The following is a 26,106-nucleotide window of genomic DNA, read 5'->3' on the forward strand; positions in this document are numbered from 1 at the left end:
AACCTTTATTGCACTGCAAACTGCTGACGGATTTTGCGCATCAGCAAGAAAATCCACGGCCAGAGCACACCATTGACTACACTACTCCAGAACACTTCGGGTCTGAAAGAGACGTTGATCACTAAAAACTCTGCCCAGAAAACAATAATATCCACTACCAGCGAAAGCAACATGACGACCAGCGCCTGCTGCCATAATGCCAGGTTGCGGAAAAGCTGGAATTTCAGTGCTACCAGATAAGCAATGATACTCATCGACAACGCCCGGACACCGAGCGTAGAGCCACTGATCAGATCCAGTATGGCACCCATCACAAAACCTGTGCCCACATTTACGCGATGAGGCAAGGCCAGGATCCAATACAATAAGATGAGCAATACCCAGTTTGGCCGGAAAACGATGAGATTATCCGGCCAGGGCATAATTTGTAGTAACAAGGCGATGAGGAAAGAGAGCCAGATAACCCAGCGCCCCTGGCTACGATATCTCGCCACTATTGCCCTCCCGGCGCACGTGCAGGCGGTTGAGCACCACTTTGCGGCGGCGTAGCCCTTTGTGGAGAGCGGTTAGTGGCAGTACCTGTTGCAGGTTGCTGCGGGTCTGGCTGGGTAATTCCCGTTGCCGGTTCCGGAAGTTTTGGTCCCATTGCGTCTGGCGAAGGCAATACCTGCGGCATCATCTGCATCAAACGTTCATTAGCAACGCGATGCACCTCTTCCGGCGTCATGGGATTAGCACCGTTACGATCTGCGCCCCACAGCAGCAGCAGATAACGCAAACGTTGCAGCCCCGCAGTCGGACGCGCCTGGATCACGGTATAAGCGCGCTGGGTATCGAGTTTCACAGAAGAGACGACCGCCACCGGATAACCTTCCGGGAAGCGTCCACCAAGACCAGATGTCACCAATACATCACCAACACGAATATCAGTATTCGCTGGCAGGTGCTCAAGTTGTAAATCATCAGTACAACCGTTACCCGCAGCAATTACGCGGATATCATTACGGAGTACCTGAATTGGCAGTGCATGGGTCGCGTCGCAAATCAGCAGCACGCGGCTGGTCAGTTTGGCGACCGCCACCACCTGGCCAACAACACCTTTGTCGCTGATGACCGGCTGGCCTTCATAAACTCCGTTAACGCTGCCTTTGTCGATAACGACTTGATCGCTATACGGATCGTTAACCGTAGAGATAACCTGGGTCACCATCTTCTGCTCATCCTGGCGCAACGGAGAACCCAGCAGCTCGCGCAGGCGCGCGTTCTCCTGTTTGTATTGTCCAAGCATCAGCAGTTCGCTGTTTTTCAACAGCAATTCCTGACGTAACGCCCGGTTTTCAAGTTCTAGTTGATCACGCGAGGCCAGCGTCTGCGATACGCCATCCAGCAATTCTCGAGGAGCATTGGAAACAAAGTAGAAAGGACTGACGGCGGTATCCATATAGGTACGGATTTGACTAAACATCCCCAGGCGACTGTCGGCAATAATAACGCCGAGCGCCACCAGCACCGCCAGAATAAGGCGAATCTGTAGCGACGGGCCACGGCTAAAAATTGGCTTCATAAGTTATGCGTATTCTCGTATCAGACCAGGCAGGGCAAACAGATGCTTCCCCTGCCTGCATCCGATTACTCTTCGCTGAACAGGTCGCCGCCGTGCATGTCGATCATTTCCAGTGCTTTGCCGCCACCGCGCGCCACACAGGTCAGCGGGTCTTCAGCAACAACAACAGGAATGCCGGTTTCTTCCATTAACAAACGGTCAAGGTTACGCAGCAGCGCACCACCGCCAGTGAGCACCATTCCGCGCTCGGAAATGTCGGAAGCGAGTTCCGGCGGGCACTGCTCCAGCGCAACCATCACCGCGCTAACGATGCCGGTCAGCGGCTCTTGCAGCGCTTCGAGGATTTCGTTGGAATTCAATGTAAAGCCGCGTGGCACGCCTTCTGCCAGGTTACGGCCACGAACTTCAATTTCACGGACTTCATCGCCCGGATAAGCAGAACCGATTTCGTGTTTGATACGTTCTGCAGTCGCTTCACCGATCAGAGAACCGTAGTTACGACGAACGTAGTTGATGATCGCTTCGTCGAAGCGGTCACCACCGATACGTACAGAAGAGGAGTAAACCACACCGTTCAGGGAGATAACGGCAACTTCAGTAGTACCACCACCGATATCAACCACCATGGAACCGGTTGCTTCAGATACCGGCAAGCCGGCACCGATTGCTGCGGCCATCGGCTCTTCAATCAGGAATACTTCGCGGGCGCCTGCGCCCTGCGCGGATTCACGAATAGCACGGCGCTCAACCTGGGTAGCGCCAACCGGCACACAAACCAGAACTCGCGGGCTTGGACGCATAAAGCTGTTGCTGTGCACTTGTTTGATAAAGTGCTGGAGCATCTTTTCAGTCACGAAGAAATCAGCGATAACGCCATCTTTCATTGGGCGAATGGCAGCAATATTGCCCGGCGTACGGCCCAGCATCTGCTTCGCGTCATGACCTACTGCAGCTACGCTTTTCGGTGAACCGGCACGATCCTGACGAATAGCCACCACAGAAGGCTCATTCAATACGATGCCTTGTCCTTTTACATAAATGAGGGTATTCGCAGTACCCAGGTCAATGGACAAGTCATTGGAAAACATGCCACGAAATTTTTTCAACATACTAAGGGATAATCCTGAAAGCTGGGGCGGAAAAGAAAATCCGCTTACTTTACCAACCACACGCAGCAGCGACAAGGCGCAAAAATCATCTGCTACGGTGAAAATTAGTGCAGTTTGTTTCCTTTGTTACAAATCTCTACCTGAGTCCAGAGAGGCTAAATGCATCAGCATGCATTCCTCGCCTGTTTGCAACTGCGTAAGGTCATTAATCTGCATATGTGCTGCAACAATCTGGCGAACAGACAAGCACGCTCCCGTGAAACGCAGCGCGCGTTATTCTACGTGAAAACGGATCAAACGGCAGGTTAAACCGAGTATCTTTGTGAATATTTTTTCACGTTAGTATCAAGTGGCTGTGAGGACGCAAAAAAATCCCCCTGCCCACCCAAAACCCCACGCTGAATCAGGGTCTGCCACTCGCTTCGCGAACGTACGCCAGTAGCGTAAACCTGGGTGTTGGTCCCGGAACACGCTTCTACCATGCTCTGAACCAACAATTGATTCTCTGTTCGCTTCTCAATGTTTCTTACCAGCCCCGGATGGAGCTTGAGTAATTCGACATTAAGTTCTTTGATCCAACGGGTACTTACCAGCGTCAAACCAGCCTGGTTGACGGCGACCCGAACTCCTAAAGCATTCACCAAACGAATGACAGGTTGCAAGCGACCGATATGTTGACCAACATCAGCCTCTGCAAGTTCAATAATTATGCGTTTTCGCTGTGATTTTTCACACTGCATCAGTGTATCGCGTAGCCAACGCTGGAAACGCGGGCGAATCAACGACTCAACGGTGACCTGAATCGCCAGATTTTCTTGCGGCCAATAGCGTAACAGCGGGATGAGGCGACTGACTTGCAGACGGTCATACTCTTCCGATAAGCCAAACTGCAACACCATCGGCATATATTCCGCCGAACTGACCTCTTCGTTACCATCAAAGATACGACACATCAGTTCGCGGTGATGAACCTGCCCTTCACGGGTAACCGCCGGTTTCTGATAAAGACGCGGGCCGCCGCGACTCAGCATTTGCTCGATGAGCGTACGCCAACGAACGTTACCGCGCCCTTTTTCAGGTAACGAGTCATCGTAAATAGCCCAGCTATTGCCGCCCTGTAATCCTGCATTGCGCGTGGCGGATTCCGCATGTTCCATCACCTGTTCGGTATCCTGCCCGCTACGCCAGGCACAGATGCCGATGTGAATCATATCATCACGATCCAGCATTTTATTCGTCGGTAAGGTATCGACCGCCTTGATCAATTGCCCGGCAATACTCTCCGCCTCTTTTAATGTCCGGTGTGGCAACAGCACGGCGAAATCGCTACGGTGATAACGCGCCAATAGCGCCCCGGGATAACGCATCATAAATGTCGATAACAGATTTGTCAGGGTGAAGAGTTGTTCTTCAACCAGGCTGTGTCCCCAGGTATCGCTCAACATATTGAAATCCGGCAGGCGGATCATCATCACGATCCCGTGAGTCCCCACTTTCTCCTGATCTTCCAGTAACGTTGCTAACTGATTATCGAAAAAGAGTCGGTTATTGAGGCCAGTTTTGATGTCCTGAGCAGCATAGGAGCGAATCAGTGTATCAAGACGACTGTGCTGTTCGCGTGCGTTCTGAATTTCACAAAGCAGCATATCCAGCGCACTGCTGGTTCTGGGCGGCCATTCATAGATGGTTCCCAACACATTCGAGCCTCGCTCGCCATTTAAAATACGTGTGGCGCGGGTTTCCAGCAGTTCTTGCCCGGCAAGTTGCCGCTGTAACCAGCGTACTGCCAGGAAGAGCATAATAATGATAAAACCAATCGCACCGGTGAGCGGTGCGGTGGTCATCAACGAGTGGAAATAGTTGCCCATCGGGTGCTGATAAACCAAACGCAGCGACATCCCCGGATGTTTAATCAACGGTACAGTCAGTTCGCGAAACAGATCGCTGGTTCCCACCGGACGGTAACTACCATTGCGGGACTGGGTATAAACCTGTTTTTTATCGTGCAAAAGATCCACGCGAACGATATCTGCAGACATCATCAGTTCGCTGATTTGTGGCCTCAATGTGCTGAAGTCATTCGACACAAGGTGGGTATCGATCGCCGTCGCCACTGCCTGAACACGATGACTAAACTTATACTGAATGGCGTTGTAGAAACTAAGCGAGCAGCCCAGCAGAGTCACAAAAATTGTTAACCCGGTGAGCAGCGTGACAAAGGCCGAAAATTTCGTCGTTAATCTCATCCTTGTGTTAACTCCGATAGTGAGGACGCGGGCATACTAGCAAATCAGATTTATCTCGCAATTTATTGCGCTTCATCGGCTTTGCTTTTCCATTAGCGAGTATAGTCTTCAGAAATTATTTTCCAATCCATCATGCACATGAGGATCTCTTATGCAGGCGTTACTTTTAGAACAGCAGGACGGTAAAACCCTCGCATCTGTACAGACTCTGGACGCAAGTCGCCTGCCGGAAGGCGATGTGACGGTCGATGTCCAGTGGTCGAGTCTGAATTATAAAGATGCACTGGCGATTACTGGTAAAGGAAAAATCATCCGTAATTTTCCGATGATTCCTGGCATTGACTTCGCCGGAACGGTACGCGCCAGTGAAGATCCTCGTTTTCATGCCGGTCAGGAAGTGTTACTGACGGGTTGGGGCGTCGGTGAAAACCACTGGGGCGGGCTGGCACAACAGGCGCGCGTAAAAGGTGACTGGCTTGTTGCGATGCCGCAAGGTCTGGACGCGCGTAAAGCGATGATTATCGGTACTGCCGGGTTTACCGCCATGCTGTGCGTAATGGCACTGGAAGATGCCGGTATTCGTCCGCAGGATGGCGAGATTGTGGTGACGGGTGCCAGCGGCGGCGTCGGCAGTACAGCCGTGGCGCTGTTGCATAAGTTAGGTTATCAGGTCGTTGCTGTATCTGGTCGCGAAAGTACCCATGAGTATCTGAAAAGTTTAGGCGCCAGCCGTATTCTGCCGCGCGATGAGTTTGCTGAATCCCGTCCGCTGGAAAAACAACTCTGGGCAGGCGCAATTGACACCGTTGGTGACAAAGTACTGGCGAAAGTACTGGCACAAATGAACTACGGCGGCTGCGTGGCGGCTTGTGGTCTGGCGGGTGGCTTTGCTCTGCCAACCACGGTAATGCCGTTTATTCTACGCAACGTCCGTCTGCAAGGAGTGGATTCAGTCATGACGCCACCAGCTCGTCGGGCGCAGGCCTGGCAGCGTCTGGTCGCTGATCTACCGGAATCATTCTATTCACAGGCAGCAAAAGAAATCTCACTGACAGAGGCACCGAAGTTTGCCGAAGCTATTATTAATAACCAGGTGCAGGGGCGCACACTGGTAAAAATAAGTTAAGATTTCGTACAAAATAATTTACATATAACTAACGAATTTTAGCAGCACTTTGACATTCTCCCTGCCATAGTAATCAGGAGCATACCGGGAGTCTGTTATGAAAAAAATTCGTCAATTTACAGAAGCCGATGTCACTGCCGAATCGGCTTTTTTTATGCAACGTCGGCAGATTCTGAAAACATTAGGCATCAGCGCAGCTGCACTTTCTCTGCCACCCACTACACATGCCGACCTGCTTAACTGGTTTAAGGGCAACGATCGCCCGCCCGCACCTGCCGGGAAGCCGCTGGAGTTTAGTAAACCTGCCGCCTGGCAAAATAATCTGCCGCTCACGCCGGAAGATAAAGTTTCCGGCTATAACAACTACTATGAGTTCGGGCTGGATAAAGCGGACCCAGCGGCAAATGCCGGCAGCCTGAAAACCGATCCGTGGACGTTGAAAATCAGTGGTGAAGTCGCCAAACCGTTAACGCTCGACCACGAAGCCTTAACCCGTCGTTTCCCGCTGGAAGAGCGGATTTACCGTATGCGCTGCGTGGAAGCGTGGTCGATGGTCGTACCGTGGATTGGTTTCCCGCTGCACAAATTACTGGCACTGGCGGAACCAACCAGTAACGCAAAATACGTCGCCTTCGAAACCATTTATGCGCCGGAACAGATGCCAGGCCAGCAGGACCGGTTTATTGGCGGCGGCCTGAAATATCCTTATATAGAAGGATTACGTCTCGACGAAGCGATGCATCCACTCACGCTGATGACCGTCGGTGTCTATGGCAAGGCGCTACCACCACAAAATGGCGCACCTGTGCGGCTGATTGTGCCGTGGAAATATGGCTTTAAAGGGATTAAATCGATTGTCAGCATTAAGCTGACCCGCGAACGTCCGCCAACCACCTGGAATCTGGCTGCGCCCAATGAATATGGCTTTTACGCCAACGTCAATCCGCATGTTGATCATCCCCGTTGGTCGCAGGCCACCGAACGTTTTATTGGTTCAGGCGGCATTCTGGATGTACAACGCCAGCCTACGCTGCTGTTTAACGGATATGCCGATCAAGTAGCGTCGCTTTATCGTGGCCTGGATTTACGGGAGAATTTTTAAGTGCGACTGACAGCAAAACAAGTGACATGGCTGAAAGTTTGCCTGCATCTTGCCGGATTTTTACCGTTTGTCTGGCTGGTATGGGCAATCAATCATGGCGGATTAAGCGCCGATCCGGTGAAAGATATTCAGCATTTTACTGGTCGGACTGCGCTGAAATTCTTGCTGGCGACCTTATTAATTACGCCACTAGCGCGCTATGCTAAACAGCCCTTATTGATACGCACCCGCCGCCTGCTAGGTTTATGGTGTTTCGCCTGGGCAACACTGCACTTAACCAGTTATGCCTTACTGGAACTGGGCGTGAATAACCTGACGTTATTCGGTCAGGAATTAATCACCAGACCTTATTTAACGCTCGGCATTGTCAGTTGGCTGATTTTACTGGCTTTAGCATTCACTTCCACGCAGGCGATGCAGCGAAACTTAGGTAAACGCTGGCAACAGTTGCATAACTTCGTCTATCTGGTCGCGATCCTGGCTCCCATACATTATCTGTGGTCAGTGAAGATTATCTCACCACAGCCGGTTATCTACGCCGGGTTGGCTTTACTGCTTTTAGCCTTACGTTTTAAGAAGTTCCGTCAATGGTGGCGCTAATTTCATGAACTGTGCGGCTTGTTGCAAAATGCACGGCGTTGAAAGTTATTTACATGTTAGCTGTTGATTATCTTCCCTGATAAGACCAGTATTTAGCTGCCAATTGCTACGAAATCGTTATAATGTGCGACTTCGTTCTCCCTAACGCGGTTTTTAAGCTGCGGAAAAGGTGACAATGGCGCAACGAAGGTATATTTTGTTTTTTGCCGGAGGATAGCAGCAGATCGCTACACAATGTCCGTCAAGTCTCACATTGACGCTCTGGGGCAAAATAGACCGGCGTCCCGGTCAGCTGGAATTTATCGCTATGCATACAGCTGTCGGGGCATACGCTTTACAGACGGCGGTGAAACGCCTGTCACAATCACACTAAACAAAGAGTACGGAACCCACTCATGGATATTCGTAAGATTAAAAAACTGATCGAGCTGGTTGAAGAATCAGGCATCTCTGAACTGGAAATTTCTGAAGGCGAAGAGTCAGTACGCATCAGCCGTGCAGCACCTGCCGCTAGTTTCCCGATGATGCAACAAGCTTACGCTGCACCGATGATGCAGCAGCCAGCTCAATCTAACGCAGCCGCTCCGGCGACCGTTCCTTCCATGGAAGCGCCAGCAGCAGCGGAAATCAGTGGTCACATCGTACGTTCCCCAATGGTTGGTACTTTCTATCGCACCCCAAGCCCGGACGCGAAAGCGTTCATCGAAGTGGGTCAGAAAGTGAACGTGGGCGATACCCTGTGCATCGTTGAAGCCATGAAAATGATGAACCAGATCGAAGCAGACAAATCCGGTACTGTGAAAGCAATTCTGGTCGAAAGTGGACAACCGGTAGAATTTGACGAGCCGCTGGTCGTCATCGAGTAACGAGGCGAACATGCTGGATAAAATTGTTATTGCCAACCGTGGCGAGATTGCATTGCGTATTCTTCGTGCCTGTAAAGAACTGGGCATTAAGACTGTCGCTGTGCACTCCAGCGCGGATCGCGATTTAAAACACGTATTACTGGCAGATGAAACGGTCTGTATTGGCCCGGCTCCGTCAGTAAAAAGTTATCTGAACATCCCGGCTATCATCAGCGCCGCTGAAATCACCGGCGCAGTAGCAATCCATCCGGGTTACGGCTTCCTTTCCGAAAACGCTAATTTTGCCGAGCAGGTTGAACGCTCTGGCTTTATCTTCATCGGCCCGAAAGCAGACACTATTCGCCTGATGGGCGATAAAGTGTCTGCAATTGCAGCGATGAAAAAAGCTGGCGTTCCTTGCGTTCCGGGTTCTGACGGCCCGCTGGGCGATGATATGGATAAAAACCGCGCCATTGCAAAACGCATTGGTTATCCGGTGATTATCAAAGCCTCCGGCGGCGGCGGCGGTCGCGGTATGCGCGTTGTGCGCAGCGACGCTGAACTGGCGCAGTCTATCTCCATGACCCGTGCGGAAGCGAAAGCTGCTTTTAGCAATGATATGGTTTATATGGAGAAGTACCTGGAAAATCCTCGCCACGTCGAGATCCAGGTACTGGCGGACGGTCAGGGCAACGCAATCTATCTGGCAGAACGTGACTGCTCCATGCAGCGTCGTCACCAGAAAGTCGTCGAAGAAGCGCCAGCACCGGGCATTACCCCGGAACTGCGTCGTTACATCGGCGAACGTTGCGCTAAAGCGTGTGTTGATATCGGCTATCGCGGTGCAGGTACTTTCGAGTTCCTGTTCGAAAACGGCGAGTTCTATTTCATCGAAATGAACACCCGTATTCAGGTAGAACACCCGGTTACCGAAATGATCACCGGCGTTGACCTGATCAAAGAACAGCTGCGTATCGCGGCAGGTCAACCGCTGTCGATCAAGCAAGAAGAAGTTCACGTTCGCGGCCATGCGGTGGAATGCCGTATCAACGCCGAAGATCCGAACACCTTCCTGCCAAGCCCGGGCAAAATCACCCGTTTCCACGCACCTGGCGGTTTTGGCGTGCGTTGGGAGTCTCATATCTACGCTGGCTACACCGTGCCGCCGTACTATGACTCAATGATCGGCAAACTGATTTGCTACGGTGAAAACCGTGACGTGGCGATTGCACGCATGAAGAATGCGCTGCAGGAGCTGATCATCGACGGTATCAAAACCAACGTTGATCTGCAGATCCGCATCATGAACGACGAGAACTTCCAGCATGGTGGCACTAACATCCACTATCTGGAGAAAAAACTCGGTCTTCAGGAAAAATAAAACTGCAAAAACGTCAAAAGGCCGGATTTTCCGGCCTTTTTTATTTCTGGGGATCGACAAGCCCCATAAGGTACAATCCCCGCTTTCTTCACCCATCAGGGACAAAAAATGGACACTCGTTTTGTTCAGGCCCATAAAGAGGCGCGCTGGGCGCTGGGGCTGACCCTTTTGTATCTGGCTGTATGGTTAGTAGCCGCTTACTTACCTGGCGTTGCCCCCGGTTTTACCGGCTTTCCACGCTGGTTTGAGATGGCCTGCATCCTGACGCCGCTGCTGTTTATTGGACTGTGCTGGGCGATGGTGAAATTTATCTATCGCGATATCCCGCTGGAGGATGACGATGCAGCTTGAAGTAATTCTACCGCTGGTCGCCTATCTGGTGGTGGTGTTCGGAATCTCTGTCTACGCGATGCGTAAACGGAGCGCGGGCACGTTCCTTAATGAGTATTTCCTCGGCAGCCGTTCTATGGGCGGTATTGTGCTGGCGATGACGCTCACCGCAACCTATATCAGCGCCAGTTCGTTTATCGGCGGGCCTGGTGCTGCTTATAAATACGGGCTGGGCTGGGTATTACTGGCGATGATCCAGCTACCGGCAGTCTGGCTTTCGCTCGGTATTCTTGGCAAAAAGTTCGCGATTCTCGCGCGCCGTTATAATGCGGTAACGCTGAACGATATGCTGTTTGCCCGCTACCAGAGCCGCCTGCTGGTGTGGCTGGCAAGTTTGAGTTTGCTGGTTGCGTTCGTTGGTGCGATGACCGTGCAGTTTATCGGCGGTGCGCGCCTGCTGGAAACCGCTGCGGGTATTCCTTATGAAACCGGCCTGCTGATTTTCGGTATCAGCATTGCGTTGTATACCGCCTTTGGCGGCTTCCGCGCCAGCGTGCTGAACGACACTATGCAAGGGCTGGTGATGCTGATTGGCACCATTGTGCTGCTGGTCGGCGTGGTCCATGCTGCTGGCGGCTTAAGCAACGCAGTAGAGACGCTGCAAACCATCGATCCGCAGCTGGTTACGCCGCAAGGTGCTGACGATATTTTGTCGCCAGCCTTTATGACGTCGTTCTGGGTGCTGGTATGTTTTGGCGTGATTGGTCTGCCGCATACCGCTGTGCGCTGCATCTCTTATAAAGACAGTAAAGCAGTACATCGTGGGATCATCATTGGTACGGTTGTGGTGGCGATCCTGATGTTTGGTATGCACCTTGCCGGAGCGTTAGGTCGGGCAGTGATCCCCGATCTCACCGTACCGGATCTGGTGATCCCAACGTTGATGGTAAAAGTGCTGCCACCGTTTGCTGCCGGGATCTTCCTTGCTGCACCAATGGCTGCGATCATGTCGACAATCAACGCCCAATTGCTGCAAAGTTCCGCTACGATCATTAAAGATCTCTATCTGAATATCCGTCCGGATCAAATGCAAAATGAGACGCGTCTGAAGCGGATGTCGGCAGTAATTACGTTAGTTCTCGGCGCGTTGCTGCTGCTTGCCGCCTGGAAGCCGCCAGAAATGATCATCTGGCTGAATTTGCTGGCCTTTGGTGGGCTGGAAGCCGTTTTCCTGTGGCCGCTGGTGCTGGGTCTTTACTGGGAACGCGCCAACGCCAAAGGCGCGCTAAGTGCCATGATCGTCGGCGGCGTGCTGTATGCCGTACTTGCGACGCTGAATATTCAGTACCTGGGCTTCCATCCTATCGTGCCCTCGTTACTGCTAAGTTTGCTGGCTTTCCTGGTCGGAAACCGTTTCGGTACATCCGTCCCGCAAGCTACCGTTTTGACTACTGATAAATAAAGAGTTTTGCCATGCCTTGGATCCAACTGAAACTGAACACCACCGGCGCGAACGCAGAAGATCTTAGCGATGCGCTGATGGAAGCGGGTGCCGTTTCTATCACTTTTCAGGACACCCACGATACACCGGTGTTTGAGCCGCTGCCTGGCGAAACTCGCCTGTGGGGCGATACCGATGTGATAGGTCTGTTCGACGCTGAAACTGACATGAATGAAGTTGTGGCGATTCTGGAAAACCATCCGCTGCTCGGCGCGGGCTTCGCGCATAAAATCGAACAACTGGAAGATAAAGACTGGGAGCGCGAATGGATGGATAATTTCCACCCAATGCGCTTTGGTGAACGTCTGTGGATCTGCCCAAGCTGGCGTGATGTGCCGGACGAAAACGCTGTCAACGTAATGTTAGACCCAGGCCTGGCGTTTGGTACAGGGACTCATCCAACCACCTCTCTGTGCCTGCAATGGCTCGACAGCCTCGATTTAACCGGTAAAACGGTCATCGACTTTGGTTGTGGCTCCGGCATTCTGGCTATCGCGGCGCTGAAACTTGGTGCAGCAAAAGCTATTGGTATTGATATCGACCCGCAGGCTATTCAGGCAAGCCGTGACAACGCTGAACGCAATGGCGTTTCCGAGCGTCTGGAACTCTATCTCCCGAAAGATCAGCCAGAAGAAATGAAAGCCGACGTGGTGGTCGCTAATATCCTCGCAGGCCCATTACGTGAACTGGCACCGTTAATCAGCGTCCTGCCGGTTTCAGGCGGTTTGCTGGGACTTTCCGGTATTCTGGCAAGCCAGGCGGAGAGCGTTTGCGAAGCTTATGTCGACAGCTTCGCTCTGGACCCGGTTGTGGAAAAAGAAGAGTGGTGTCGCATTACTGGTCGTAAGAATTAACCTTCGCATCACCACATGGTGATGCAGGGCGAAGTGCGAGCAAGGTCACAAAAGGCACGTAAATTTGCTGATTATTTACGCAATTTTGCGTGCCAAAATTTTCATTCATAAAGAAAAATTGAGAACTTACTCAAATTTCTTTGAGTGTAAATTTTAGTCACTATTTTCTAATATGATGATTTTTATGATTAATTATCGCGCTACGCTCATTTTAAATGCAATTCTTTGATCCATCTCAGAGGATTGGTCAAAGTTTGGCCTTTCATCTCGTGCAAAAAATGCGTAATATACGCCGCCTTGCAGTCACAGTATGGTCATTTCTTAACTCATGCGCATCGGACAATATCAGCTCAGAAATCGCCTGATCGCAGCGCCCATGGCTGGCATTACAGACAGACCTTTTCGGACGTTGTGCTACGAGATGGGAGCCGGATTGACAGTATCCGAGATGATGTCTTCTAACCCTCAGGTTTGGGAAAGCGACAAATCTCGTTTACGGATGGTGCACATTGATGAACCCGGTATTCGCACCGTGCAAATTGCTGGTAGCGATCCGAAAGAAATGGCAGATGCAGCACGTATTAACGTGGAAAGCGGTGCCCAGATTATTGATATCAATATGGGTTGCCCGGCTAAAAAAGTGAATCGCAAGCTCGCAGGTTCAGCCCTCTTGCAGTACCCGGATGTCGTTAAATCGATCCTTACCGAGGTCGTCAATGCAGTGGACGTTCCTGTTACCCTGAAGATTCGCACCGGCTGGGCGCCGGAACACCGTAACTGTGAAGAGATTGCCCAACTGGCTGAAGACTGTGGCATTCAGGCTCTGACCATTCATGGCCGTACACGCGCCTGTTTGTTCAATGGAGAAGCTGAGTACGACAGTATTCGGGCAGTTAAGCAGAAAGTTTCCATTCCGGTTATCGCGAATGGCGACATTACTGACCCGCTTAAAGCCAGAGCTGTGCTCGACTATACAGGGGCGGATGCTCTGATGATAGGCCGTGCAGCTCAGGGAAGACCCTGGATCTTTCGGGAAATCCAGCATTATCTGGACACTGGGGAGTTGCTGCCCCCGCTGCCTTTGGCAGAGGTTAAGCGCTTGCTTTGCGCGCACGTTCGGGAACTGCATGACTTTTATGGTCCGGCAAAAGGATACCGAATTGCACGTAAACACGTTTCCTGGTATCTCCAGGAACACGCTCCAAATGACCAGTTTCGGCGCACATTCAACGCCATTGAGGATGCCAGCGAACAGCTGGAGGCGTTGGAGGCATACTTCGAAAATTTTGCGTAAACAGAAATAAAGAGCTGACAGAACTATGTTCGAACAACGCGTAAATTCTGACGTACTGACCGTTTCTACCGTTAACTCTCAGGATCAGGTAACCCAAAAACCCCTGCGTGACTCGGTTAAACAGGCACTGAAGAACTATTTTGCTCAACTGAATGGTCAGGATGTGAATGACCTCTATGAGCTGGTACTGGCTGAAGTAGAACAGCCCCTGTTGGACATGGTGATGCAATACACCCGTGGTAACCAGACCCGTGCTGCGCTGATGATGGGCATCAACCGTGGTACGCTGCGTAAAAAATTGAAAAAGTACGGCATGAACTAATTCAGGTTAGCTAAATGCTTGATTAAAAAGGCGCTACTCGGCATGGGGAAGCGCCTTTTTTATAGGTGTCACAAAGGGAGTGACCATGAGAACAGGATGTGAACCGACCCGGTTTGGTAATGAAGCTAAGACTATTATTCACGGTGATGCACTTGCCGAGCTTAAAAAACTACCCACCGAAAGCGTCGATCTGATCTTTGCCGACCCACCCTATAACATCGGTAAAAATTTTGATGGTCTGATCGAAGCCTGGAAAGAAGAACTGTTTATCGACTGGCTGTTTGAAGTGATTGCAGAGTGCCACCGCGTTCTGAAAAAGCAGGGCAGTATGTACATCATGAACAGCACGGAAAACATGCCCTTTATCGATCTCCAGTGCCGCAAGATCTTTACCATCAAAAGTCGCATCGTCTGGTCATATGACAGTTCTGGGGTGCAGGCGAAGAAACACTATGGCTCCATGTACGAACCCATCCTGATGATGGTGAAAGATGCAAAAAACTACACGTTCAACGGTGATGCTATTCTGGTAGAAGCTAAAACCGGATCGCAGCGCGCGTTGATCGATTACCGTAAAAATCCTCCACAGCCTTACAATCATCAAAAAGTACCGGGTAATGTCTGGGATTTTCCGCGCGTGCGTTATTTGATGGATGAATATGAAAACCATCCGACGCAAAAACCGGAAGCATTACTGAAGCGCATTATTCTCGCCTCTTCCAACCCTGGCGATGTCGTTCTCGACCCGTTTGCCGGTAGCTTTACTACCGGTGCCGTAGCCGTCGCCAGCGGGCGAAAATTCATTGGTATTGAGATTAACAGCGAGTACATCAAGATGGGACTTCGACGGCTGGATGTCGTGTCACATTACTCTGTGGAAGATTTGGCGAAAGTGAAAAAAAGAAAAACCAGCAACCTCTCAAAACGAAGTCGGTTAAGCGAAGTTGACCCCGATCTCATTGCAAAGTAAAGGAAGTGTAAGCCTGGTTTTCAGATTATTCATTTCGTGTATATTTCCTGCCAGACCAGGTTAAACATGCACAGGTTCAGGTAATGATTCGCAAGTATTGGTGGCTCGTCGTTTTCGCTGTCTCCGTTTTTCTGTTTGATGCTTTACTGATGCAATGGATTGAACTGCTGGCAACAGAAACAGACAAATGCCGCAATATGAACTCGGTTAATCCACTTAAACTGGTTAACTGTGATGAGCTGAATTTTCAGTACAGAATGTAAATTTACATGACACTTAATTCATTTGTTTGATGAATTAATTTCGTTATGTTTTCATCTGGCATGAACATTCTTAATACGTTATCGACTAATGCGGGTGCTTGTTTATAAAGATCGTAACCCGCCATATTCATTAACCAGTTTTGAACAATACCACTGAAGGCGCCATCAATAATAATCATCACGACATCTAAATCGAGATTATTTGCCACATAACCTTGTTGCTGACATGATTGCAATACTTCGTGGAGAGTCTGCGGATTAAAGCCCATCTTCTCGCGTATTACTGCCTCTGCCAGCATCTCATCATTAAATTCACATTTGTGATATAAGATTTGCAGTAATGCCTGTTGGCGGGGAATTTCGGCAATATATTGCAAGCCAACAATCAGTTTTTCACGCAATTGCTGGTACGGGTTATGGTCTGAACCTGCCGCCAGCCGCTCCTGGATTAACTCCCGCAATGATGGCTGTTGCAGCCACATTTCATTAAACAACTGGGTCTTGTTTTCGAAGTGCCAGTAGATAGCGCCACGCGTGACGTTAGCGGCGTCGGCGATGTCATTGAGCGTCGTTTTGCTTACGCCATGTAGTGCAAACTGGGCGATGGCGGTTTCAATCAGTTCTTGCCGGGTCTTCAGGGCTTCGGCTTTAGTTCTTTTGGCCATAGTTAATTATTCAGAAAATAAATATATTAGACACAGGGTGAGAAAATAGCGCAGGTTAATCTATCACCTGATGTGTATTTATACGAGAGGCTAATATTGAGTTGCTATAAATCGTCAAATAAATCATATGTATTGTTTATCTAAAATTCATTCACTTAATCAATATATATTTCCATTTGCGTGAATTTAATTCCACCTCATTCAATTCGCATCAAAACAAAACATCAGAATATTAATCTTTTTTTGTGTTTATGTGCCTTGAGACGCCAGTATTCATAACTATTCCTTACATCGACGAATGATAATTTGTAGGATAGCGAACTGTATTTTTTCTTTCTGCGAGTTAACGCGTTGCCTTTTTGGGTAAATAACGCGCTTTTGGTTTTTTTGAGGAATAGTAATGACGAAACATGCCAGGTTTTTCCTCCTGCCCTCCTTTATTCTGATCTCCGCTGCTTTAATCGCGGGTTGTAACGATAAGGGAGAAGAGAAAGCTCACGTCGGTGAACCGCAGGTTACCGTTCATGTTGTGAAAACGGCCCCGTTAGAAGTAAAAACTGAATTACCAGGGCGCACCAATGCTTTTCGTATTGCCGAAGTTCGCCCACAGGTTAGTGGGATCGTACTGAATCGTAATTTCACTGAAGGCAGCGATGTGCAGGCAGGCCAGTCCCTGTACCAGATCGATCCAGCGACCTATCAGGCAAGTTATGACAGCGCGAAAGGCGAACTGGCGAAAAGTGAAGCCGCCGCCTCCATCGCGCATTTGACGGTAAAACGTTACGTTCCGCTCGTGGGTACGAAATACATCAGTCAGCAGGAGTACGACCAGGCCATTGCGGATGCTCGCCAGGCCGATGCCGCCGTAATTGCCGCAAAAGCCACGGTCGAAAGCGCCCGCATCAATCTCGCTTATACCAAAGTGACTGCGCCAATTAGCGGACGTATCGGCAAATCTACTGTGACCGAAGGTGCTCTTGTCACTAACGGGCAAACGACTGAACTGGCGACTGTCCAGCAACTTGATCCTATCTACGTCGACGTTACTCAGTCCAGCAACGATTTCATGAGGCTGAAGCAGTCCGTAGAGCAAGGGAATTTGCAGAAGGAAAACGCCACCAGCAACGTAGAACTGGTGATGGAAAACGGTCAAACCTATCCCCTGAAAGGCACGCTGCAATTCTCCGATGTGACCGTTGATGAAAGCACCGGCTCCATAACCCTACGCGCGGTCTTCCCTAACCCGCAACATACGCTTTTGCCGGGTATGTTTGTGCGCGCACGGATTGATGAAGGCGTACAACCTGATGCCATTCTTATCCCGCAACAAGGCGTTAGCCGCACACCGCGTGGTGACGCAACCGTGCTGATTGTGAACGATAAAAGCCAGGTTGAAGCGCGCCCTGTCGTTGCCAGCCAGGCGATTGGCGATAAATGGTTGATTAGCGAAGGGCTGAAATCTGGCGATCAAGTCATTGTCAGCGGCCTGCAAAAAGCGCGTCCGGGAGAACAGGTTAAAGCCACTACCGATACCCCCGCAGATACTGCATCGAAGTAAGGCAATCTGACATGGCAAACTTTTTTATTCGACGACCGATATTTGCATGGGTGCTGGCCATTATTCTGATGATGGCGGGCGTACTGGCGATCTTACAATTGCCCGTCGCCCAGTACCCAACCATTGCGCCGCCTGCGGTTTCTGTTTCGGCAAACTATCCGGGCGCTGATGCGCAGACCGTGCAGGATACGGTGACGCAGGTTATCGAACAGAATATGAATGGTATCGATAACCTGATGTATATGTCCTCCACCAGCGATTCCGCCGGTAGCGTGACAATTACCCTCACCTTCCAGTCCGGAACCGATCCAGATATCGCGCAAGTGCAGGTGCAGAACAAACTCCAGCTCGCCACGCCGTTGCTGCCGCAGGAAGTTCAACAGCAGGGGATCAGCGTTGAAAAGTCCAGTAGCAGCTATTTAATGGTGGCGGGTTTCGTCTCTGATAACCCAGGCACCACACAGGACGATATCTCGGACTATGTGGCCTCTAACGTTAAAGATACGCTTAGCCGCCTGAATGGCGTTGGTGACGTGCAACTCTTTGGCGCACAGTATGCGATGCGTATCTGGCTGGACGCCGATCTGCTGAACAAATATAAGCTGACACCGGTTGATGTAATTAACCAGTTGAAAGTGCAAAACGATCAGATTGCTGCCGGACAGTTGGGCGGAACGCCAGCGTTACCAGGGCAACAGTTGAACGCCTCGATTATTGCTCAGACGCGATTAAAAAATCCGGAAGAGTTCGGCAAAGTTACCCTGCGTGTGAACAGCGATGGTTCGGTTGTGCGCCTGAAAGATGTCGCACGGGTTGAACTAGGCGGTGAAAACTATAACGTTATCGCTCGCATCAACGGTAAACCGGCGGCGGGTCTGGGTATTAAGCTGGCAACCGGTGCGAACGCTCTCGATACTGCGAAAGCCATTAAGGCAAAACTAGCGGAATTACAGCCATTCTTCCCGCAGGGAATGAAAGTTCTCTACCCTTATGACACCACGCCATTCGTCCAGCTTTCTATTCACGAAGTGGTAAAAACGCTGTTCGAAGCCATTATGCTGGTGTTCCTGGTGATGTATCTGTTCTTGCAGAATATGCGAGCAACGCTGATCCCCACCATTGCGGTGCCCGTGGTGTTGTTAGGGACGTTTGCCATCCTCGCCGCTTTTGGTTACTCCATCAACACACTAACGATGTTCGGGATGGTGCTTGCCATTGGGCTGCTCGTCGATGATGCGATAGTGGTGGTGGAGAACGTCGAGCGCGTGATGATGGAGGATAAGCTCCCGCCAAAAGAAGCGACGGAAAAATCAATGTCGCAAATTCAGGGTGCACTGGTGGGTATCGCGATGGTGCTGTCAGCGGTATTTATTCCGATGGCATTCTTCGGCGGTTCCACAGGGGCAATTTATCGCCAGTTCTCTATCACCATTGTTTCAGCAATGGCGCTTTCCGTACTGGTGGCATTGATCCTTACCCCTGCGTTATGTGCAACGCTGCTCAAACCCGTCTCTGCTGAGCATCACGAAAATAAGGGTGGTTTCTTCGGCTGGTTTAATACCACTTTCGATCATAGCGTTAATCACTACACCAACAGCGTCGGCAAAATCCTCGGTTCCACAGGACGATATTTACTGATCTATGCGTTGATAGTTGCCGGAATGGTGGTGTTGTTTTTACGTCTCCCCTCTTCTTTCTTGCCGGAAGAAGACCAGGGTGTCTTTCTGACTATGATTCAGCTACCCGCTGGCGCGACGCAAGAGCGGACGCAAAAAGTGTTGGATCAGGTGACGGATTACTATCTGCACAATGAAAAAGCAAACGTTGAAAGTGTCTTTACGGTTAACGGGTTTAGCTTCAGCGGCCAGGCGCAAAACGCCGGGATGGCCTTCGTCAGCCTGAAACCGTGGGAAGAGCGTAGTGGCGACGAAAACAGCGCGGAAGCGGTTATCCATCGCGCCAAAATGGAATTGGGTAAGATCCGCGACGGTTTTGTCATTCCGTTTAATATGCCTGCTATTGTTGAACTGGGCACGGCAACGGGTTTCGACTTTGAGTTAATTGATCAGGCAGGGCTGGGTCACGATGCCCTAACCCAGGCCCGCAACCAGCTGCTTGGCATGGCGGCGCAACATCCTGGCAGCTTAGTCAGTGTGCGCCCTAATGGCCTGGAAGATACCGCGCAATTCAAACTTGAAGTTGACCAGGAAAAGGCGCAAGCATTAGGCGTATCGCTTTCTGACATCAATCAGACCATTTCTACGGCGTTGGGCGGGACTTACGTTAACGACTTCATCGATCGTGGTCGCGTGAAAAAAGTTTATGTTCAGGCGGATGCCAAATTCCGTATGCTGCCAGAAGATGTCGATAAACTTTATGTTCGCAGCGCCAACGGCGAAATGGTGCCATTCTCTTCCTTTACCACTTCACATTGGGTGTATGGTTCTCCGCGACTGGAACGCTACAACGGTCTGCCGTCAATGGAAATTCAGGGGGAAGCCGCGCCAGGAACCAGTTCCGGCGATGCCATGGCGTTGATGGAAAACCTTGCGTCAAAATTACCGGCAGGCATTGGTTATGACTGGACAGGTATGTCGTACCAGGAACGCTTATCGGGTAACCAGGCTCCTGCTTTGGTGGCAATCTCCTTCGTAGTGGTTTTCCTGTGCCTTGCTGCGCTCTATGAAAGCTGGTCAATACCTGTCTCGGTTATGTTGGTCGTGCCGTTAGGGATTGTTGGCGTGCTGCTGGCCGCGACAATCTTTAATCAAAAAAATGACGTTTACTTTATGGTGGGCTTGTTAACGACAATTGGCTTGTCAGCCAAAAACGCCATATTGATTGTTGAGTTCGCTAAAGATCTGATGGAGAAAGAGGGGAAAGGTGTTGTCGAAGCGACGCTGATGGCAGTACGTATGCGTCTGCGTCCTATCCTGATGACCTCTCTCGCCTTTATTCTCGGCGTATTGCCGCTGGCTATCAGTAACGGTGCCGGCAGTGGCGCGCAGAACGCAGTGGGTATCGGTGTAATGGGCGGAATGGTCTCTGCAACATTGCTGGCGATTTTCTTCGTACCGGTGTTCTTTGTCGTGATCCGCCGTTGCTTTAAAGGATAAATCAGAAACATAAAGGCGCTTTCGGGCGCCTTTATTAATTCCACTGAACACCATAAAAATTAATAAGATAATCTTCCACTCACTCTTTAATAACTTTCTATAGCCCATGCTCCCTTCACTATTTTTACAATTCACATAATTTGTCATTATTCATTCCGCAAGATTTATAACCTCCAGTGATAAAATGGCATTCAGCTCGCTAATAAGAGAGTTAACTTATTAAGCGATAGCGTTATTACTGAGGTAACACCATGAAAAGATTAATTCCTGTGGCATTGCTCACCGCATTGCTGGCGGGCTGTGCTCACGATTCCCCCTGCGTTCCAGTTTATGACGATCAGGGACGCCTGGTTCACACCAATACCTGTATGAAAGGTACAACACAGGATAACTGGGAAACTGCCGGAGCTATTGCTGGCGGGGCGGCGGCTGTCGCTGGCCTTACGATGGGGATCATTGCTCTGTCAAAATAACTGAACAGAGCGCGGACTTCCGCGCTCTGTTTAACGATACAGAATCTTTCTATACGTTAAACACCGCTATATTTCGCTGGCTAATCCCCTTTTAATTAAGCATTTTATCTCGCAGCATTACCTCAATATCGAAATAACGCATTAATTTATTTTTTAATCACATCCTCCCCACCGATACTCACGCCAATAATCATTATTCTGCTTAGCAAAATACGAGTAAATCTTTTGCGCCAAAATGTGGCGCATGTTTCATTTTCGCACCATTGCGGGGCGCTGTTTTTATTATTTCCTGTCTACACTCAGCTTATTGCGACGCGAAATCGTGCGCAAAAGCTGGCACTACTTTTGCTTATAAGAGGATGGCCACAGACAGGTAAAAGGCGTTTCCCAAACGTCCTATAACGATAATTTTCGCCTCACAGGAAGCATTATGAAAAAGATGATGATAGCCACACTGGCTGCCGCCAGCGTGCTGCTTGCCGTTGCAAATCAGGCACATGCTGGCGCGACGCTCGATGCTGTAAAGAAAAAAGGTTTTGTGCAATGCGGGATCAGTGACGGATTGCCTGGATTCTCTTATGCCGATGCAGATGGCAAGTTTTCTGGTATTGATGTTGATGTTTGTCGTGGCGTCGCCGCCGCTGTATTTGGCGATGACACAAAAGTGAAATACACCCCGCTCACCGCAAAAGAGCGTTTCACTGCATTGCAATCTGGCGAAGTGGATTTACTCTCTCGTAATACAACCTGGACTTCATCTCGTGACGCAGGCATGGGAATGGCATTTACTGGTGTCACTTATTACGATGGCATTGGTTTCCTGACGCACGATAAAGCGGGGCTAAAAAGCGCGAAAGAGCTGGACGGCGCAACGGTCTGTATTCAGGCAGGAACAGACACCGAACTCAACGTTGCCGATTACTTCAAGGCAAACAATATGAAGTACACGCCCGTGACCTTCGATCGCTCTGACGAATCCGCGAAGGCTCTGGAATCTGGTCGCTGCGATACGCTGGCCTCGGATCAATCACAACTGTATGCATTGCGAATCAAATTAAGCAACCCAGCCGAGTGGATCGTGCTGCCAGAAGTTATCTCTAAAGAACCGCTTGGTCCGGTAGTCCGCCGTGGCGATGACGAATGGTTCTCTATTGTGCGCTGGACGCTTTTTGCCATGCTGAATGCTGAAGAGATGGGCATCAATTCCCAGAACGTCGATGAAAAAGCGGCGAATCCGGCAACGCCTGATATGGCGCATCTACTGGGTAAAGAGGGCGATTACGGCAAAGATCTGAAGCTGGATAACCAATGGGCATACAACATCATCAAAAAGGTGGGTAACTACTCGGAAATTTTTGAGCGCAACGTCGGCTCCGAAAGCCCACTGAAAATTAAACGTGGTCAAAATAATCTCTGGAATAACGGTGGCATCCAGTACGCACCGCCCGTGCGTTAAGTCGGTGTGAGGTAATGAGCGTCGCTACAGCGGCGCTCTCTTTAGCGTTATGGTTTCCGAGGTTCCTATGTCCCATCGCCGCACAACCGTTAAAGGTTCACTTTCATTTGCCAATCCTACGGTTCGCGCCTGGCTTTTCCAGATCCTTGCCGTTGTCGCCGTCGTCGGCATTGTAGGCTGGCTATTCCATAATACCGTAACGAATCTAAGCAATCGCGGCATTACATCGGGGTTTGCCTTTCTGGATCGCGGAGCTGGCTTCGGTATCGTCCAGCATTTGATCGATTACCAGCAGGGCGATACCTACGGACGCGTTTTTATTGTCGGCCTGCTCAATACGCTACTAGTTTCAGCATTGTGTATTGTGTTCGCTTCTGTTCTGGGCTTCTTTATCGGTCTCGCGAGACTTTCGGATAACTGGCTGCTACGAAAGCTTTCCACAATTTATATTGAGATCTTCCGTAATATTCCGCCGCTGCTGCAAATCTTCTTCTGGTACTTTGCCGTGTTGCGCAATTTGCCCGGACCACGCCAGGCGGTGAGCGCGTTAGATCTGATCTTTTTGAGCAATCGTGGACTTTACATTCCTTCACCGCAACTGGGAGATGGATTTCTCGCGTTCATAGTGGCTGTTGTTATTGCTATAGCCATTTCTGTTGGGTTATTCCGTTTCAATAAAACGCACCAGATAAAGACCGGTCAACTACGACGTACATGGCCTGTCGCCGTTGGGTTGATCATTGGTTTGCCTTTACTGGCACACTGGCTTTTTGGTGCAGCAGTGCACTGGAATATTCCGGCGCTACAAGGGTTTAACTTCCGTGGCGGTATGGTTCTCATACCCGAACTGGCAGCCTTAACGTTGGCACTTTCAGTTTATACCTCTGCATTTATCGCCGAGATTATCCGCGCCGGGATCCAGGCGGTGCCTTATGGTCAACATGAAGCTGCCCGCTCGCTGGGGTTACCCAACCCAGTTACGCTACGCCAGGTCATTATTCCCCAGGCGCTGCGGGTGATTATTCCGCCGTTAACCAGCCAGTATCTCAATATCGTCAAAAACTCCTCTCTTGCCGCCGCTATTGGCTACCCGGATATGGTTTCGCTGTTTGCTGGCACCGTACTGAACCAGACGGGGCAAGCTATCGAAACTATAGCCATGACCATGTCGGTCTATCTGATTATCAGTCTGACTATCTCGCTGCTGATGAATATCTATAACCGCCGTATCGCGATCGTTGAACGCTAAGGAGTCATGATGACAAAAGTATTGCTGTCTCATCCCCCGCGCCCGGCGAGCCATAACTCAAGCCGCGCTATGGTGTGGGTGCGCAAAAACCTGTTCTCCAGCTGGGGCAATAGCCTGCTGACTATTGGCTGCTTGTGGTTGATGTGGGAATTGATTCCGCCGTTGCTGAACTGGGCATTTTTGCAGGCTAACTGGGTTGGCTCAACGCGTGCCGACTGCACAAAAGCCGGTGCCTGTTGGGTTTTCATCCACGAACGATTTGGTCAGTTTATGTATGGGCTTTACCCACACGACCAACGTTGGCGAATTAATCTGGCATTACTGATTGTCCTGGTTTCGATTGCGCCGATGTTCTGGAAAATACTCCCTCATCGCGGGCGCTATATTGCGGTATGGGCGGTTATCTACCCACTCATCGTCTGGTGGCTAATGTATGGCGGTTTTCTCGGTCTGGCGCGGGTTGAAACCCGGCAATGGGGCGGGCTGACGCTGACTTTGATTCTTGCATCAGTTGGGATCGCGGGGGCGCTACCGTGGGGGATCTTGCTGGCATTAGGTCGCCGCTCCCATATGCCGATTGTGCGTATCTTATCGGTCATTTTTATCGAGTTCTGGCGTGGCGTGCCGCTGATCACCGTGTTGTTTATGTCTTCGGTCATGCTGCCGTTGTTTATGGCAGAAGGCACCAGTATCGACAAACTGATCCGCGCGCTGGTTGGCGTGATCCTGTTTCAGTCAGCCTATGTTGCAGAAGTCGTGCGAGGCGGATTACAGGCGCTGCCAAAGGGGCAATATGAAGCGGCGGAATCGCTGGCGTTGGGTTACTGGAAAACCCAGGGACTGGTTATTCTGCCACAGGCGTTGAAGCTGGTAATTCCTGGGCTGGTCAATACCATCATCGCACTCTTCAAAGATACCAGCCTGGTGATCATTATCGGGTTGTTCGATCTTTTCAGTAGCGTCCAGCAGGCAACCGTTGATCCCGCCTGGTTGGGCATGTCGACCGAAGGGTATGTTTTCGCCGCACTGATCTACTGGATCTTCTGTTTCAGCATGTCGCGCTATAGCCAGCATCTGGAAAAACGTTTTAACACCGGGCGTACACCGCATTGAGGACACTATGAGCCAAAGTTTACTGCAACCTGCTAACGCGATGATTACGCTGGAAAACGTCAATAAATGGTTTGGACAATTCCATGTTTTGAAAAATATAAATTTAACCGTGCAACTGGGCGAACGGATCGTTCTGTGTGGCCCTTCAGGTTCCGGTAAATCGACAACCATTCGTTGTATTAATCATCTGGAAGAACATCAACAGGGACGGATCGTGGTGGATGGCATCGAACTTAACGAAGATATCCGCAATATTGAGCGTGTCAGACAGGAAGTGGGAATGGTCTTTCAGCATTTTAATCTTTTCCCACATCTGACCGTTTTACAGAACTGTACCCTGGCACCGATTTGGGTACGCAAGATGCCAAAGAAAGAGGCTGAAGCTCTGGCGATGCATTACCTTGAGCGGGTGAGAATTGCCGAACATGCACAGAAGTTTCCCGGACAGATCTCCGGTGGTCAGCAGCAACGCGTTGCTATAGCACGTTCACTTTGTATGAAGCCTAAGATTATGCTGTTTGATGAACCTACGTCGGCGCTTGATCCGGAGATGGTGAAAGAAGTGCTGGATACGATGATTGGGCTGGCGCAGTCGGGAATGACAATGTTGTGCGTAACGCATGAGATGGGATTTGCGCGAACCGTCGCTGACCGGGTGATTTTTATGGATCGCGGAGAGATAGTGGAACAAGCTGCACCAGATGAGTTTTTTGCGCATCCTAAATCAGAGCGTACGAGGGCATTTTTATCGCAGGTAATCCATTAAGTTGTGTTTCCTGGACTGAAAAGGTGAATTCAACTTTTCGTACAATGCAAAAAGGCCATCCTTTCGGATGGCCTTTCGCTTGATTTGATGTCTGGCAGTTCCCTACTCTCGCATGGGGAGGCCCCACACTACCATCGGCGCTACGGCATTTCACTTCTGAGTTCGGCATGGGGTCAGGTGGGACCACCGCGCTACTGCCGCCA

At 50.3% G+C, this 26,106-nt stretch carries 25 protein-coding genes and 1 rRNA gene; 20 read left to right on the forward strand and 6 right to left on the reverse strand.

The window, feature by feature from the left end; genetic code table 11:
- Nucleotides 1–5: 5 nt before the first annotated feature.
- The 3 genes from mreD to mreB form a co-directional block, all read right to left on the reverse strand.
- The gene (gene mreD / locus HEN21_RS14090) at nt 6–494 is read right to left on the reverse strand and encodes a rod shape-determining protein MreD (RefSeq protein WP_000135265.1); all 489 of its coding nucleotides are present in this window, start codon (nt 492–494) and stop codon (nt 6–8) included.
- A complete protein-coding gene (gene mreC / locus HEN21_RS14095; RefSeq protein ID WP_000802527.1) occupies nt 494–1,564 on the reverse strand; it encodes a rod shape-determining protein MreC in 1,071 nt (356 codons plus the stop codon). The genes mreD and mreC overlap by 1 nt, the downstream gene beginning before the upstream one ends.
- Nucleotides 1,565–1,629: 65 nt before the next feature.
- The gene (gene mreB / locus HEN21_RS14100) at nt 1,630–2,673 is read right to left on the reverse strand and encodes a rod shape-determining protein MreB (protein ID WP_000913396.1); all 1,044 of its coding nucleotides are present in this window, start codon (nt 2,671–2,673) and stop codon (nt 1,630–1,632) included.
- Between the two features lie 159 nt (nt 2,674–2,832).
- Here mreB and HEN21_RS14105 point away from each other — a divergent pair, with 159 nt between their 5' ends.
- On the forward strand, nt 2,833–2,982 hold the full coding sequence (locus HEN21_RS14105; RefSeq protein ID WP_016159494.1) for a hypothetical protein: 150 nt from the start codon (nt 2,833–2,835) through the stop codon (nt 2,980–2,982).
- Here HEN21_RS14105 and csrD read toward each other — a convergent pair.
- The gene (csrD, locus tag HEN21_RS14110) at nt 2,979–4,919 is read right to left on the reverse strand and encodes an RNase E specificity factor CsrD (RefSeq protein ID WP_176251706.1); all 1,941 of its coding nucleotides are present in this window, start codon (nt 4,917–4,919) and stop codon (nt 2,979–2,981) included. The two genes, HEN21_RS14105 and csrD, sit on opposite strands and share 4 nt — an antisense overlap.
- 151 nt (nt 4,920–5,070) lie before the next feature.
- On the opposite strand from csrD, the gene acuI reads away from it, so the two are divergent.
- The 12 genes from acuI to HEN21_RS14170 all read left to right on the forward strand — a co-directional run bounded on the left by acuI (nt 5,071) and on the right by HEN21_RS14170 (nt 15,507).
- Nucleotides 5,071–6,045, forward strand: coding sequence for an acrylyl-CoA reductase (NADPH) (gene acuI / locus HEN21_RS14115; RefSeq protein WP_016159496.1), 975 nt, complete (start codon nt 5,071–5,073; stop codon nt 6,043–6,045).
- A 97-nt stretch (nt 6,046–6,142) separates the two neighbouring features.
- Nucleotides 6,143–7,147 carry a protein-methionine-sulfoxide reductase catalytic subunit MsrP gene (gene msrP / locus HEN21_RS14120; RefSeq protein ID WP_176251707.1) on the forward strand — a complete coding sequence of 335 codons (1,005 nt, stop codon included), beginning with the start codon at nt 6,143–6,145 and terminating at the stop codon, nt 7,145–7,147.
- The gene (gene msrQ / locus HEN21_RS14125; protein ID WP_001240071.1) at nt 7,148–7,747 is read left to right on the forward strand and encodes a protein-methionine-sulfoxide reductase heme-binding subunit MsrQ; all 600 of its coding nucleotides are present in this window, start codon (nt 7,148–7,150) and stop codon (nt 7,745–7,747) included. It begins immediately after the preceding gene.
- Between the two features lie 395 nt (nt 7,748–8,142).
- Nucleotides 8,143–8,613 (forward strand): acetyl-CoA carboxylase biotin carboxyl carrier protein, encoded by a 471-nt coding sequence (accB, locus tag HEN21_RS14130; RefSeq protein ID WP_000354618.1) that lies wholly within the window; start codon nt 8,143–8,145, stop codon nt 8,611–8,613.
- 10 nt (nt 8,614–8,623) lie between these two features.
- The gene (gene accC, locus HEN21_RS14135; RefSeq protein ID WP_000884623.1) at nt 8,624–9,973 is read left to right on the forward strand and encodes an acetyl-CoA carboxylase biotin carboxylase subunit; all 1,350 of its coding nucleotides are present in this window, start codon (nt 8,624–8,626) and stop codon (nt 9,971–9,973) included.
- Between the two features lie 108 nt (nt 9,974–10,081).
- Nucleotides 10,082–10,324, forward strand: coding sequence for a YhdT family protein (locus HEN21_RS14140; RefSeq protein WP_000381170.1), 243 nt, complete (start codon nt 10,082–10,084; stop codon nt 10,322–10,324).
- Complete coding sequence (gene panF / locus HEN21_RS14145; RefSeq protein WP_001175701.1) at nt 10,314–11,765, forward strand: sodium/pantothenate symporter; 1,452 nt, start codon at nt 10,314–10,316, stop codon at nt 11,763–11,765. The genes HEN21_RS14140 and panF overlap by 11 nt, the downstream gene beginning before the upstream one ends.
- A gap of 11 nt (nt 11,766–11,776) precedes the next feature.
- Complete coding sequence (gene prmA, locus HEN21_RS14150; protein WP_105285457.1) at nt 11,777–12,658, forward strand: 50S ribosomal protein L11 methyltransferase; 882 nt, start codon at nt 11,777–11,779, stop codon at nt 12,656–12,658.
- A 328-nt stretch (nt 12,659–12,986) separates the two neighbouring features.
- Nucleotides 12,987–13,952: a tRNA dihydrouridine synthase DusB gene (dusB, locus tag HEN21_RS14155; RefSeq protein ID WP_001219652.1), complete on the forward strand. Its 966-nt coding sequence runs from the start codon at nt 12,987–12,989 to the stop codon at nt 13,950–13,952.
- A gap of 25 nt (nt 13,953–13,977) precedes the next feature.
- Entirely contained in the window at nt 13,978–14,274 is a 297-nt protein-coding gene (fis, locus tag HEN21_RS14160) for a DNA-binding transcriptional regulator Fis (protein ID WP_000462905.1), read from the forward strand.
- Nucleotides 14,275–14,359: 85 nt separating this feature from the next.
- Nucleotides 14,360–15,244, forward strand: coding sequence for an adenine-specific DNA-methyltransferase (gene yhdJ / locus HEN21_RS14165; protein ID WP_105285458.1), 885 nt, complete (start codon nt 14,360–14,362; stop codon nt 15,242–15,244).
- Nucleotides 15,245–15,327: 83 nt separating this feature from the next.
- Complete coding sequence (locus HEN21_RS14170) at nt 15,328–15,507, forward strand: DUF2556 family protein (protein ID WP_105287226.1); 180 nt, start codon at nt 15,328–15,330, stop codon at nt 15,505–15,507.
- 2 nt (nt 15,508–15,509) lie between these two features.
- Here HEN21_RS14170 and acrS read toward each other — a convergent pair whose 3' ends face one another.
- The gene (acrS, locus tag HEN21_RS14175) at nt 15,510–16,172 is read right to left on the reverse strand and encodes a multidrug efflux transporter transcriptional repressor AcrS (protein WP_176251708.1); all 663 of its coding nucleotides are present in this window, start codon (nt 16,170–16,172) and stop codon (nt 15,510–15,512) included.
- A gap of 400 nt (nt 16,173–16,572) precedes the next feature.
- On the opposite strand from acrS, the gene acrE reads away from it, so the two are divergent.
- From acrE to HEN21_RS14210, 7 genes are all read left to right on the forward strand, one after another.
- The gene (gene acrE / locus HEN21_RS14180) at nt 16,573–17,730 is read left to right on the forward strand and encodes a multidrug efflux RND transporter periplasmic adaptor subunit AcrE (protein ID WP_105282655.1); all 1,158 of its coding nucleotides are present in this window, start codon (nt 16,573–16,575) and stop codon (nt 17,728–17,730) included.
- A gap of 11 nt (nt 17,731–17,741) precedes the next feature.
- Nucleotides 17,742–20,846, forward strand: coding sequence for a multidrug efflux RND transporter permease subunit AcrF (gene acrF, locus HEN21_RS14185; RefSeq protein WP_176251709.1), 3,105 nt, complete (start codon nt 17,742–17,744; stop codon nt 20,844–20,846).
- A gap of 251 nt (nt 20,847–21,097) precedes the next feature.
- A complete protein-coding gene (locus HEN21_RS14190; RefSeq protein ID WP_000825639.1) occupies nt 21,098–21,319 on the forward strand; it encodes a membrane protein in 222 nt (73 codons plus the stop codon).
- Between the two features lie 430 nt (nt 21,320–21,749).
- Nucleotides 21,750–22,775, forward strand: a complete 1,026-nt coding sequence (locus HEN21_RS14195) for an amino acid ABC transporter substrate-binding protein (protein ID WP_000738561.1) — start codon at nt 21,750–21,752, stop codon at nt 22,773–22,775.
- Between the two features lie 67 nt (nt 22,776–22,842).
- Complete coding sequence (locus HEN21_RS14200) at nt 22,843–24,024, forward strand: amino acid ABC transporter permease (protein WP_016159502.1); 1,182 nt, start codon at nt 22,843–22,845, stop codon at nt 24,022–24,024.
- A 9-nt stretch (nt 24,025–24,033) separates the two neighbouring features.
- Nucleotides 24,034–25,137: an amino acid ABC transporter permease gene (locus HEN21_RS14205; protein WP_176251710.1), complete on the forward strand. Its 1,104-nt coding sequence runs from the start codon at nt 24,034–24,036 to the stop codon at nt 25,135–25,137.
- A gap of 7 nt (nt 25,138–25,144) precedes the next feature.
- Nucleotides 25,145–25,903 carry an amino acid ABC transporter ATP-binding protein gene (locus HEN21_RS14210; RefSeq protein ID WP_000083513.1) on the forward strand — a complete coding sequence of 253 codons (759 nt, stop codon included), beginning with the start codon at nt 25,145–25,147 and terminating at the stop codon, nt 25,901–25,903.
- 89 nt (nt 25,904–25,992) lie between these two features.
- Here the strand turns inward: HEN21_RS14210 and rrf are convergent.
- A 5S ribosomal RNA gene (gene rrf / locus HEN21_RS14215) occupies nt 25,993–26,106 on the reverse strand; the annotation flags it as partial.

It is taken from the genome of Escherichia sp. 93.1518, assembly GCF_013368915.2.
Lineage (GTDB): Bacteria > Pseudomonadota > Gammaproteobacteria > Enterobacterales > Enterobacteriaceae > Escherichia > Escherichia ruysiae.

What these genes read in the sequence shown, in the direction of transcription:
- accB (WP_000354618.1), top strand. Translation starts at nt 8,143, where the DNA reads ATGGATATTCGTAAGATTAAAAAACTGATCGAGCTGGTTGAAGAATCA.
- HEN21_RS14195 (WP_000738561.1), top strand. Translation starts at nt 21,750, where the DNA reads ATGAAAAAGATGATGATAGCCACACTGGCTGCCGCCAGCGTGCTGCTT.
- panF (WP_001175701.1), top strand. Translation starts at nt 10,314, where the DNA reads ATGCAGCTTGAAGTAATTCTACCGCTGGTCGCCTATCTGGTGGTGGTG.
- mreC (WP_000802527.1), bottom strand. Translation starts at nt 1,564, where the DNA reads ATGAAGCCAATTTTTAGCCGTGGCCCGTCGCTACAGATTCGCCTTATT.
- acrS (WP_176251708.1), bottom strand. Translation starts at nt 16,172, where the DNA reads ATGGCCAAAAGAACTAAAGCCGAAGCCCTGAAGACCCGGCAAGAACTG.
- acrF (WP_176251709.1), top strand. Translation starts at nt 17,742, where the DNA reads ATGGCAAACTTTTTTATTCGACGACCGATATTTGCATGGGTGCTGGCC.
- HEN21_RS14205 (WP_176251710.1), top strand. Translation starts at nt 24,034, where the DNA reads ATGACAAAAGTATTGCTGTCTCATCCCCCGCGCCCGGCGAGCCATAAC.
- HEN21_RS14210 (WP_000083513.1), top strand. Translation starts at nt 25,145, where the DNA reads ATGAGCCAAAGTTTACTGCAACCTGCTAACGCGATGATTACGCTGGAA.
- HEN21_RS14105 (WP_016159494.1), top strand. Translation starts at nt 2,833, where the DNA reads ATGCATCAGCATGCATTCCTCGCCTGTTTGCAACTGCGTAAGGTCATT.
- HEN21_RS14170 (WP_105287226.1), top strand. Translation starts at nt 15,328, where the DNA reads ATGATTCGCAAGTATTGGTGGCTCGTCGTTTTCGCTGTCTCCGTTTTT.
- acuI (WP_016159496.1), top strand. Translation starts at nt 5,071, where the DNA reads ATGCAGGCGTTACTTTTAGAACAGCAGGACGGTAAAACCCTCGCATCT.
- prmA (WP_105285457.1), top strand. Translation starts at nt 11,777, where the DNA reads ATGCCTTGGATCCAACTGAAACTGAACACCACCGGCGCGAACGCAGAA.
- HEN21_RS14140 (WP_000381170.1), top strand. Translation starts at nt 10,082, where the DNA reads ATGGACACTCGTTTTGTTCAGGCCCATAAAGAGGCGCGCTGGGCGCTG.
- acrE (WP_105282655.1), top strand. Translation starts at nt 16,573, where the DNA reads ATGACGAAACATGCCAGGTTTTTCCTCCTGCCCTCCTTTATTCTGATC.
- mreB (WP_000913396.1), bottom strand. Translation starts at nt 2,673, where the DNA reads ATGTTGAAAAAATTTCGTGGCATGTTTTCCAATGACTTGTCCATTGAC.
- fis (WP_000462905.1), top strand. Translation starts at nt 13,978, where the DNA reads ATGTTCGAACAACGCGTAAATTCTGACGTACTGACCGTTTCTACCGTT.
- HEN21_RS14200 (WP_016159502.1), top strand. Translation starts at nt 22,843, where the DNA reads ATGTCCCATCGCCGCACAACCGTTAAAGGTTCACTTTCATTTGCCAAT.
- HEN21_RS14190 (WP_000825639.1), top strand. Translation starts at nt 21,098, where the DNA reads ATGAAAAGATTAATTCCTGTGGCATTGCTCACCGCATTGCTGGCGGGC.
- accC (WP_000884623.1), top strand. Translation starts at nt 8,624, where the DNA reads ATGCTGGATAAAATTGTTATTGCCAACCGTGGCGAGATTGCATTGCGT.
- msrP (WP_176251707.1), top strand. Translation starts at nt 6,143, where the DNA reads ATGAAAAAAATTCGTCAATTTACAGAAGCCGATGTCACTGCCGAATCG.
- yhdJ (WP_105285458.1), top strand. Translation starts at nt 14,360, where the DNA reads ATGAGAACAGGATGTGAACCGACCCGGTTTGGTAATGAAGCTAAGACT.
- dusB (WP_001219652.1), top strand. Translation starts at nt 12,987, where the DNA reads ATGCGCATCGGACAATATCAGCTCAGAAATCGCCTGATCGCAGCGCCC.
- csrD (WP_176251706.1), bottom strand. Translation starts at nt 4,919, where the DNA reads ATGAGATTAACGACGAAATTTTCGGCCTTTGTCACGCTGCTCACCGGG.